8 protein-coding genes are annotated in these 10,200 nt (G+C 71.7%); 3 read left to right on the forward strand and 5 right to left on the reverse strand.

The annotated features are described in order from the left end of the window. Positions 1 to 122 precede the first annotated feature (122 nt). Complete coding sequence (locus tag Vqi01_RS10980) at positions 123 to 1,346, forward strand: multidrug effflux MFS transporter (protein WP_204034631.1); 1,224 nt, start codon at positions 123 to 125, stop codon at positions 1,344 to 1,346. A gap of 1 nt (position 1,347) precedes the next feature. Here Vqi01_RS10980 and Vqi01_RS10985 read toward each other — a convergent pair whose 3' ends face one another. The 5 genes from Vqi01_RS10985 to Vqi01_RS11005 form a co-directional block, all read right to left on the reverse strand. Then, positions 1,348 to 1,830: a DivIVA domain-containing protein gene (locus Vqi01_RS10985; protein ID WP_204034632.1), complete on the reverse strand. Its 483-nt coding sequence runs from the start codon at positions 1,828 to 1,830 to the stop codon at positions 1,348 to 1,350. Positions 1,831 to 1,987: 157 nt separating this feature from the next. Beyond that, positions 1,988 to 2,389, reverse strand: coding sequence for a VOC family protein (locus Vqi01_RS10990; protein WP_239098317.1), 402 nt, complete (start codon positions 2,387 to 2,389; stop codon positions 1,988 to 1,990). A 574-nt stretch (positions 2,390 to 2,963) separates the two neighbouring features. Next, positions 2,964 to 3,317 carry a nitroreductase/quinone reductase family protein gene (locus Vqi01_RS10995; RefSeq protein WP_204034633.1) on the reverse strand — a complete coding sequence of 118 codons (354 nt, stop codon included), beginning with the start codon at positions 3,315 to 3,317 and terminating at the stop codon, positions 2,964 to 2,966. A 175-nt stretch (positions 3,318 to 3,492) separates the two neighbouring features. Further along, positions 3,493 to 5,715: a choice-of-anchor J domain-containing protein gene (locus Vqi01_RS11000; protein ID WP_204034634.1), complete on the reverse strand. Its 2,223-nt coding sequence runs from the start codon at positions 5,713 to 5,715 to the stop codon at positions 3,493 to 3,495. Between the two features lie 109 nt (positions 5,716 to 5,824). Continuing rightward, the gene (locus Vqi01_RS11005; RefSeq protein WP_204034635.1) at positions 5,825 to 7,939 is read right to left on the reverse strand and encodes an MMPL family transporter; all 2,115 of its coding nucleotides are present in this window, start codon (positions 7,937 to 7,939) and stop codon (positions 5,825 to 5,827) included. A 109-nt stretch (positions 7,940 to 8,048) separates the two neighbouring features. Between Vqi01_RS11005 and Vqi01_RS11010 the strand changes: the two genes are divergently transcribed. Beyond that, on the forward strand, positions 8,049 to 9,353 hold the full coding sequence (locus Vqi01_RS11010) for a sensor histidine kinase (protein ID WP_204034636.1): 1,305 nt from the start codon (positions 8,049 to 8,051) through the stop codon (positions 9,351 to 9,353). Continuing rightward, on the forward strand, positions 9,305 to 9,949 hold the full coding sequence (locus Vqi01_RS11015) for a LuxR C-terminal-related transcriptional regulator (RefSeq protein WP_204034637.1): 645 nt from the start codon (positions 9,305 to 9,307) through the stop codon (positions 9,947 to 9,949). The genes Vqi01_RS11010 and Vqi01_RS11015 overlap by 49 nt, the downstream gene beginning before the upstream one ends. The last annotated feature ends 251 nt before the right edge of the window (positions 9,950 to 10,200 follow it).

Here is a 10,200-nt window from a genome sequence, read left to right on the forward strand (position 1 = left end):
CGCCGCCGCGCACCCCGCGGCGGCGGTTCGCCCGTGGTGCGGCGGTCGGGCCGGCCGTGACCGGGTGAACAGCGCATACGCTCGCGTGGGGGCGTCTGCGCAGGCAGGGCTATCTTGGCCGGATGTCGAAGACTGCCGCGCCGGCCGCGTCGTCGCCGGAGCGGTTCGCCGCACCCACCGGTCGGGCCGCCCTCGGGCTGCTGGTGCTGCTCGGCAGCCTCACCGCGATCGGGCCGCTGTCGCTGGACACCTACCTGCCGGCGCTGCCCGAGATGACCCGTGACCTGGCGGCCAGCCAGGCGCAGATCCAGCTCTCCCTGACCACCTGCCTGGTCGGCATGGCCCTCGGGCAACTCGTCACCGGCCCGCTCAGCGACCGGTGGGGACGGCGGCGTCCGGTGCTGGTCGGCGTCGGCGCGTACGCCCTGTTGTCGCTGGTCTGCGCGCTGGCCCCGTCCGCGCCGGCCCTCGCCGCGGCGCGTTTCTTCCAGGGCTTCGCCGGCGGCATGGGCACGGTCGTCGCCCGCGCCGTCGTCCGTGACCTCTACGCCGGCCGCGCCGCCGCGAAGTACTTCTCCCGGCTCGTGCTGGTTTTCGGCCTCGCCCCGATGGCCGCCCCCGCCCTCGGCGGTCTGATCCTGCGCCTCGGTGACTGGCGCGGCATCTTCGTCGCCCTCACCGTCGTCGGTGCCCTGCTCGCCGTCGCCGTCGCGTGGCGGCTACCGGAAACGCTGCCGGCCACCCGGCGGGCCACCGGCGGTCTCGCCGCGACCGCCGCCGGCCGCAGCCTGCTCACCGACCGCGTCTACCTCGGGTACGCGCTGACCCAGGGCCTCGCCTTCGCCGGACTCTTCGGCTACCTCTCCGGCTCCTCGTTCGTCCTGCAGGACGTCTTCGGTCTCTCCGTCGGCGCGTTCACCCTGGTCTTCGGCGTCAACGCCCTCGCCTTCGTCGCCGTCGGCCAACTCAACGCCCGGCTGCTCGACCGGTACGACCCCCGCCCGCTGCTCGTCGTCGGTCTCGTTGTCGGCCTGCTCGCCGGCCTCGGTGTGGTCGCCGGGGCGTTGCTCGACGCCCCAGCGCTGGTGATCGTCGCGTTGTTCGTCCTCATCGGCTCGCTGGGGCTGGTGATGCCCAACGGCACCGCCCTGGCCCTGGACCGGCACGCCGCCCACGCCGGCACCGCCGCGGCGCTGCTCGGCGGTATCCAGGCCGTGGTCGCGGCCGGCGCCGCGCCGCTGGTCGGCCTCGCCGGAGAGGGCAGCGCCCTGCCGATGGCCGTGGTGATGTCCGGCGCGGCGGCCGGATCGCTGCTCATGCTGCTCACCCTGGCCCGCCACCGCTGACTCAACCCGGATCTTCGCCGCCCAGGGCTGCCGACAGCCGCTCCAGATACGCGTCGACCTCGGCGATGTCGTACCCGCGCAAGGCAATGGGCAGCGCCGCGCGGGCCGTGTCGAGCTGCGTCCTGACCACCCTGCGTTGCGTCGGCACGTCGGTGGCGAGCGCGTTCTGCCCCAGCCCGACCAACTCGTCCACTTGGCGCTTGTCGTAGCCGCGCAGCGCGGTGGCGAAGGCCACCTCGAAGTCCGCCCGGGGATTTTCCCGGGTGCCCGTGAACCGGTGACCGAGGGGAGCATCGATGGCCGGGCCACGGGCCGGCATCGGCTTGAGCCAGCGCAGGAGGGCCCCGCCGCCCAGGGCCAGCGCGGCCCCGGCGAGGGCGGCCCTCGCGGCGCTGGGTGAATCCCTGCCCAGCAGCAGGAACAGGCCGAGCGCGAGCAGCACGACGCCGAACGCCAGGGGACGCCGATCCCGATTCGACTGCACAGCGACCCCTCGATGTCGTGAGACTGCTGCGCAGAGCATGACACGCCGGTGCCTAACTTGGCACGGCCCGCGTCCTGGCGGCTCGCACCGGCCAGCGGGGCTGCCCGGCACCGGCCGCCGGTGGTGTGCTCCGGTCGCGACCTGGCCGTTTCGCCGGTCAGGCCGCGCCGAAGCCGGGAACGGTGATGGTGCCGTCGGCCGCCAGGGGAAGGCCAGGGTTCCAGGCGACCTCCCAGAGGTGGCCGTCCGGGTCGGCGAAGTAGCCGGCGTACCCGCCGTACGACGTCTCGCGGGCCGGCTGGGTGATCTGCGCTCCCGCCTCGGCCGCCGCGGTCAGCATTCGATTCACCTCGTCGCGCTCGCGCACGTTGTGCGCCAGCGTGATTCCGGTGAACCTGCCCGCGCCAGCGTCCTCGACCCCGGCGTCCGCAGCCAGCGACTCCCGCGCCCACAGTACGACGGCGAGCCCGCCGGCCTGGAAGAACACGGTCCGCTCGACCTCCTGGCCGCGCCAGCCGAGCCGCTCGTAGAAGGCCCGGGACCGGGCCAGGTCGGTCACGCCGAGTGTGATCAGATGATCCGCTGCTCCATCCCGACAAGTATCCTGCCAAGAATTTTGTCGGTGGCGCTGTGGTTAGCGTCAGCGCTGCCGCGCCCGGTCCTCACCCGTGTTTGTGGCCGCTTTGCTCTGCTTCAACCTACGCAACGGTTTGCCGCCGAAGCCGTTGCGCCGGTTGAAGCAGAGCAAAGCCTCCCGCGTCCCTTCCCGGGGCTGCCGTGGGGCAGTGTGAATGGCGGTATTCAGGGGTCATCGGCTCGCGCCCCTTGCAAGGGCTGCGGTGAGGCTGCGTAGGAGAGGTCGGCACCGGGCGGCGGCGGCGAGGTGGGTCCCGGGCGAGGTGGCCGCTGTGCTGGGGCGTGGTGCCGGGGGTGTGGGCGACGCGGGTTGCGGCATGTTGCGGTGTTGGGGTGATCAGGCAGGGCACGGGTTGCGGCATGTCGGTGTGTCCGGCCGTGAGGGAGGCGCGGTTTGCGGCATGTTGGGGTTTCCGGGCCGGTTGAGACCGCGACTTGCGGCGTCTCGTGCGCAGGACCGCGAGTTGCGGTGTCTTGTGGGCAGGGCCGTAAGGCGCTCAGCCGAGAGGGACCCGGACGGCGACGTCGTGTTTGGGGTAGAGCGAGGCGATCTGGTCGGCGCCGTACTTGTCGCGGAACATCGCCACGATGTGGTCGACCCGGTCGGCGTCGGTGATCGGGGTGGCGCTCGACCTCAACGACGTGCCGTTCGCGGCCAGTTGGACCACCGGGATCTGCCGCACGTTCTTGTACCACTGGCTGTCCGAGCCGGTCACCGGCACCAGGAAGACGTTGTCGTTCTCCTGCACGAACCACACCGGCCGGGAAAGCTGCCGCCCGGTCCGGCGGCCGGTCACGGTCAGCTCGACCTCTTGTACGCCCTCAAGGGCGTCACCGATCGCGTTGGTCACGATCTCCTCCGACGGATCCGGCGGGCCCGCACGACGACCACCCACCACCCACGCATGTCCTTGCCGTCAGGCTATGGGCCCGGGCGGCCCCGCGGCGCCGGTTTGCCGCACCTTCCCTCGGACAGGAACTCCCGGCGCCGAGGTCGCGGCGCCGGGAGTCCTGGTCGGGCGTCGATCAGCTCAGCGGGGCGCCGCCGGGCTGCACGACGTTGTTCACCGTCAGCGTGTACGGCGCGTACTGCGTCACCTGCTCGGTCGGCTCGTCGTACGCGACGATGGCGACCACCTTCGGGAAGGCCAGCAGCGCCAGCGTCGGGCCCGCGCCGAGGGTGAAGCTCGACCTGCCGTCGACCTCGTGCTGGTAGGCGATCCTGTTCTTCTCGTCGAGACCGACGAACCGGACGTTCCAGTTCGCCACCGGGGTCGGGGAGATCTCCGACGGCGAGTCGAACGGCGCCAGGCTGGACCCGTCGCTGACCAGCGTGCCGCCCACGGTGATGTCGTCGATGCGCAGGCCACCCTCGTTGACGCCGCCGTCGCTGACGTACCGGAAGCTGAGCAGCACCTGCTGCCCGGCGTACGCGGACAGGTCGAACGAGTGCGGCTCGAAGCCGTTGGTGGTGCCGTTCAGCGCTGGGCCGAGCGGGCCGCTGACCGTCTTGTCACCGGAGATCGGGGTGTAGGTCTTGCCGCCGTCGGTGGAGACGCTGACGTAGCCGAAGTCGTAGCCGGGCTCGGCGCCGTACTTGGCGAGGAAGGTCAGCGTCGGGTTGCCGGCCGGAACGGTCACCGGGGTGACGGCGGCGGCGTCGGTGCTGCTGGCGTTGCCGGACCAGAGCACCGGGTTGCCCGGACGGTCCGGGTCGTTGCTCACCGTCGTCCAGGCCAGCGGGATCGCCGGCAGCGTCTTCGCGCCCTGGAACTTGATCGAGCGCAGGTCGCCCCGGCCCAGCGGCTTGCCGTTCGCCTTGCGCAGCTGCACGTAGTCGGCGCCGTTGGGGGCCGCGCCCGGGGTCGCGTACGAGGCCGGGTTGTCCAGGTTGACGGTGGCGTTCAGGCTGGCCGTGGTGACCTTGCGCTTGTCGCGGCCGAGCATGATGCCGAGTTTGGAGTTGCCGACGACCCGGTCGACCAGGTTCATCGTCTGGTAGTCGTGGATCACGTCGTACATGTCCTTGACGCCCTCGGCCTTCAGCGCCGCCTCGAGGCTGGCCAACCCCTGCAGGTCGCCGTCGCGGTGCAGGCGGGAGATGAAGTCCGCGCCGTAGCGGTCGTAGAGGAAGAGGAAGAAGGAGTAGGCGTTGCCGTAGTCGGCGAGCACGCCGCTCGCGGTGCTCCCCTCGTTCCAGAGGTTGATCGAGTTTTCCGGACCACCGCAGTCACGCGGGTTGGTGTTGTAGTCCGTCTTCACGATGCCGAAGCCCTGGAAGCAGTAGATGTGGCCGTCCGCGCCGGGCTGGTCGACCCGGGCCCGGGCGTCGACGTAGCCGCCGAGCGTCTGGGCGAAGTCGGAAAGGCCCTCGTTGAGCCACACCGTCTCGAACGGGTCGGCGTAGTAGTGCGCCAGGTGCTGCCACTCGTGGATGAACGTGCCCTCGTACAGGCTCGGGCGGCCCGGCCGGCTGGTGCACAGGTCGTCGGTCGGCTCGTTCGGCGGGTTCGCGCCGGTGCGGTGCGCCCAGTCGAACGCGTCGACCGTCATGATGTTGCGGTCGAGCATCTCGTTGAAGTACGAGAAGTGGAACCCGGCGATGTAGCTCGGGTACGCCGGGAACTCGTAGAAGTTGTCGTCGCGTACGTTGTCGACGAGCGTGACCGTGCGGTTGCCGGCGCCGGTGAAGTCACCGGGGAAGAGCGCGTTGCTGCCGTCCCGCTCCGGTGGGGTGCTGAACGCGGCGACCGACTTCGGGTACATGTTGGTGTCGAACTCGTTGATCAGGTGCGCGACCTGCTGGTCGGTGATCGTCGTCGTGTTCGGGATCTGCCGGCGGCAGTCACCCTCGGGGAACTCGGTGTCGTTGGCGACCCACACCTCGATGTTGTCGCCCACGCCACGCAGCGTGAACGGCTTCAGGTAGATGATGCCCTGGTAGTCGTCGAGCGCCATCCACTGGCGTACGGTCCCGACCGGCGGCGTCTCGGCGGCGGCCTTCGTCTGGCTGCGGGCCTGGGCGCGGGGCTGGTACTGGGTGGCCGTGTCGATGGGCTTGCCGTTGAAGGTGAAGTCTTTCCGGGTGAGCTCGCGGACGTCGCTGGCGAGCCCGGCGGCCGGTGCGGGGGCCGGTTTCGCCGCCACCCCGTCCGGGGCGGCCGACGCCGCCGCCGGTTGGGCGACGACGGAGAGCAACGGTAGGACGATGGCGCTGGCTGCTATCCCCGCAAGGCGGCGACGTGCCATGGAACCTCCTCGTCGATGGAAAGACCCGGCCGGCACCGGCGCGCACCGGTGCCGACGGATCCACGCACGCTGATCGAGCGCTTTCGTATCCTGTGCACGTGGGGATCGATCAGGCAAGAGGTACGGGCTCCCGGACCGGCCGCTCGGCGCGTCGCCCGGCGGGTGACGATGGTCTGCCCGGCCACCAGGTACGCGAGCCGATCTCCAGGGCCAGCGCGGGGACGAGCAGGCTGCGCACGAGGAACGTGTCCAGCAGCACCCCGACGCTGATGATGACCGCCATCTGCACCGACGGCACCAGCGGCAGCACGTTCAGCGCGCCGAAGGTGGCGGCCAGCACCACACCCGCGCTGGTGATCACCCCGCCGGTGACGGTCAGCGCGTGCAGCACACCCTGCCGGTGCCCGAGCCGTGCCGTCTCCTCCCGGGCCCGGGTGGCGAGGAAGATGGTGTAGTCCACGCCGAGCGCGACCAGGAACAGGAACGTCTGCAGCGGGATCCCGACGAACAACTTCGGGTAGCCCATCGTGTCGAGGATCAGCCCGGCGGCACCCACGGCGGCCACATAGGACAGCACCACGCTGGCCAGCAACAGCAGCGGCGCGACCAGCGCCCGCAGCAGCAGCACCAGGACGACGAAGACGACCGCGAGCACCAGCGGCGCGACTGTCCGATTGTCGCGGCTTACCGTCTGTTCCTCGTCGATCAGGTACGCGGTGTCCCCGCCCACCAGCGCCTGCGCGCCGGGCACGGCGTGCACCGCGTCGCGGAGCCGCCCGACGGTGTCCAGCGCCGCGTCGCTGTCCGGCGTGTCGGCCAGGACCGCGGCGACGCGTACCCACCGGCCGTCGGGGGACGTTTCCGGCTCGCCCACCTCGGCCACCCCCGGCACCGTACGGGCGGCGGCCACCACCTGGTCGGCCTGGCCGGCGGCGGCCAGGATCTCGGCGGGTGCGACCGTGCCGCTCGGGTAGTGCGCCTCGATCATCCGCTGGCCGGTGATCGAGCCGACCTGCGTGGTGAAGGTCTGGTCCCCGGGCAGGCCGATGCTCAAGTTGCCGATGCCGAAACTCAGGGCGACCAGCGCGGCGGCCGTGCCCATCCACACGGCGCGGGGCCGCTGCCCGACGAAACCGGCGATCCGGCGCCACACGCCGTGCTCGGCCGCCACGTCGAGCCCGACCGCGTCGGGCGAGTAGCGGGGCACGAACGGCCAGAACAGCCACCGCCCGAAGATGACCAGCACGGCCGGCAGCAGCGTGGTCATGGCGAGGAACGCCGCGGCGATGCCGACCGCACCGACCGGCCCGAGTCCCCGGGTGGACGGCAGGTCCGCGGCGAGCAGGCAGAGCAGGCCGAGCGCGACGGTCGCCGCCGACGCGGCGATCGCGCCGATCGAGCGCCGCAGCGCGACGGCCATCGCCGCGTGCCGGTCGGCGTGCCGGCGCAACTCTTCCCGGTAGCGGGCGATGAGCAGCAGCGCGTAGTCCACGCCGACGCCGAAGACCAGCACCGTCATGATGCTCTGGCTCTGGAAGTCCACGGCCAGGTCGGCGTGTGTGGCCAGCAGGTACACCACCGCGCTGGCGAGCTGGTTGGCCAGCGCCACCGTGATGAGCGGGATCAGCCACAGCACCGGGCTGCGGTACGTGATGAGCAGCAGCAACGCGACGGTGCCGGCGGTGGCCAGCAGCAGCGCGCCGTCCATGCCCTCGAACGCCTCGAAGACGTCGTCCTCGGCGGCGGCCGGCCCGGTCAGGGCGGTCTTCAACTCGGTCGGAGTGTCGGTGGCCAGGCGGTCCTTGATGGCCCGCACCGCGTCGGCGCGCTGCTCGGCGTCCCCGGCGACCGGGAAGGAGAGCAGCAGCGCCTGCCCGTCCTCGCTGGGCACCGGTGGGGGCACCTGGCTGCCGTCGGCGTACGCCATGAAGGCCGCGCGGTCGGCTTCGGCCTTGGCGCGGTCGGCGTCGGTGAGCCCGGCCTGGCGGGCGTAGACGGCGACGGCGAGGGGCTTCTGCGAGTCGGGGAACGCCTCCTCCGCCCGCTGCATCGCACGGGTGAACTCGGCGGTGGCGGGCAGCGCGCCGAGGGCGTCGTTGTCCTGCACCTCGGTCAGTTTGATGGCGAGGGGCCCGGCCGCCGCGATGAGGACGAGCCAGAAGACGAGCAGCGCGTACTTGCTGCGGCGGCCGGGCGCCAGCACGGGTTTCTTTGTCCTGGTCATGCTTTTGATCTTTCGGCGGTACGCGCCCGAGGTCAGGAGTGTCAGGACCCGTTCGCCAGGTGGTGGTAGCACCACCGATCTCGGGGAAGGGCTGGCGGAGAATGAGATCATGGACAGCTCGGTACGTGCCGTGGTGTGGCGATGGGTGCGGCCCGGTTTGACCGCCGCCATGCAGGGGGCGGCGGTGGCGCTGCTGTGCCTGGCCACCAACGTGGCGCTGTTCGTGCTGTCGGTGGTGTCGCTGGCGCTGATCCCCGTGTTCGGCATCGGGTTCGCGCTCTTCCCGGCGGTGACCGTGCTGGTGCGCTGGTCGCTGACGCTGCAACGCCGGCTCAGCCGGTCCAGCCGGGCGCCGATCGCGTCGCCGTACCAGCCGGTGCCGGCCGACGCTCCGCTCGGCACCTGGCGGCGGTTCCGGTGGGTGGCGTCGGACGCGGCGACCTGGCGGGACTTCGCCTGGCTGATTCCCGGCGCGGTCACCGGCGGGGCGTGCCTGCTCGCCTTCGTGCTGCCGTTCTACGGCCTCGAGGGCGTCCTGCTGGTGCCGCTGCTGCTCTACCTCACCATCGACTGGTACGGCTACGGCGTCTTCTGGCCGATGAACAACATCGTGCAGGCGTGGCTGTCCGTGCCGCAGGGGTGGCTGCTCCTCGGCGGCGGGCTGGCCGTCGCGCCGTGGCTGATGTGGCTGCACTTCCGCTTCGCCGGTTTCTTCCTCGCCCCGACCCGGGCGCAGGAGTTGGCGCTGCGGGTGCGTCACCTCGCCGCCACCCGCGCCGACACCATCGACACGCAGGCCGCCGAGCTGCGCCGTATCGAACGCGACCTGCACGACGGGGCGCAGGCCCGGCTGGTCGCGCTGCGGATGAGCATCGGCCTGGCCGAGGAACTGCTGGCCGAGGATCCGGCGAGGGCGGCGCGGCTGCTCGGCGAGGCACAGGAGGCCAGCGGCCAGGCCCTGGTCGAGCTGCGTGATCTCGTACGCGGAATCTATCCACCGGTGCTCGCCGAACGTGGCCTGGACGGCGCGGTGCGGGCCCTCGCGCTCACCGTCGTCCTGCCGGTGGAGGTCGAGGTTGAGCTGCCCGGCAGCCCGCCGGCGGCGGTGGAGTCCGCGGCGTACTTCGCGGTGGCCGAGCTGCTGACCAACGTGGCCAAGCACAGTGGCGCTGGGCGGGCCTGGGTTCGTCTGGCCCACTCGGACGGACTGCTGCGCGTTCAGGTCGGCGACGACGGGCGCGGCGGCGCCGCGTTCGACGCCGGCAGCGGTCTGGCGGGTGTGCGACGCCGGCTGGCCGCCTTCGATGGCACGATGACCGTGACAAGTCCGCCCGGCGGACCCACCGTCGTGACCATGGAGCTGCCGTGCGAGTTGTCATCGCGGAGGATCTCGCCCTCCTCCGGGACGGGCTGACCCGCATCCTCGACGCGTACGGCTTCCAGGTGGTCGAGGCGGTCGCCGACGGGCCGTCCGTGCTGCCGGCGCTCACCCGGCACCGACCCGACGTCGCCGTGCTCGACGTACGCCTGCCGCCCACCTTCACCGACGAGGGCCTGCAGGCGGCGCTCGCGGCCCGCACGCGGTTTCCCGGGCTGCCGATCCTGGTGCTGTCCCAGCACGTCGAGCAGTTGTACGCGCGGGAACTGCTCGCCGACCGGGGCGGGGGAGTCGGCTACCTGCTCAAGGACCGGGTGTCGAACGTCGGCCAGTTCATCGACGCGGTACGCCAGGTCTCCTCGGGCGGGATGGTGATGGATCCCGAGGTGGTGTCGCAGCTGCTGGCCCGTAACGCGGGTGCCGACCGGTTGGGGGAGTTGACGGCGCGGGAGCGGGAGGTGCTGGGGCTGATGGCCGAGGGGCGGTCGAACGCGGCGATCGCCGGGCGGCTCTTCGTCACCGAGAAGGCGGTCAGCAAGCACATCAACAACATCTTCAGCAAGCTGGGCATGCCGCCGTCCGACGACGACAACCGCCGGGTGCTGGCGGTGCTCGCATATTTGAACGGCTGACGACAGGTCCGTTTGCTCTCCGAGGCAGCAAGCGCCGTTTCGCCGTAACGGCGGTGTCCCGGCCGCTCGGACACCGCCGTACCGACGAAACGGAGTTGCCCGGCGCGCAAGCCTTGGTGCCGGGGCGTGGCCCTGGGCGGCAGCCCGGTGGCGTACCCGGAGCATCGCGGGCAGCGCCGACTGCAGCCTGCACCCTCCGCTGTCGGCTGACCCGCATCGGCGTGCGGCCGGCCTCCCGGGACCGGCCGCAC

Origin of the sequence: Micromonospora qiuiae (assembly GCF_016863555.1) — a bacterium.
GTDB lineage: Bacteria > Actinomycetota > Actinomycetes > Mycobacteriales > Micromonosporaceae > Micromonospora > Micromonospora qiuiae.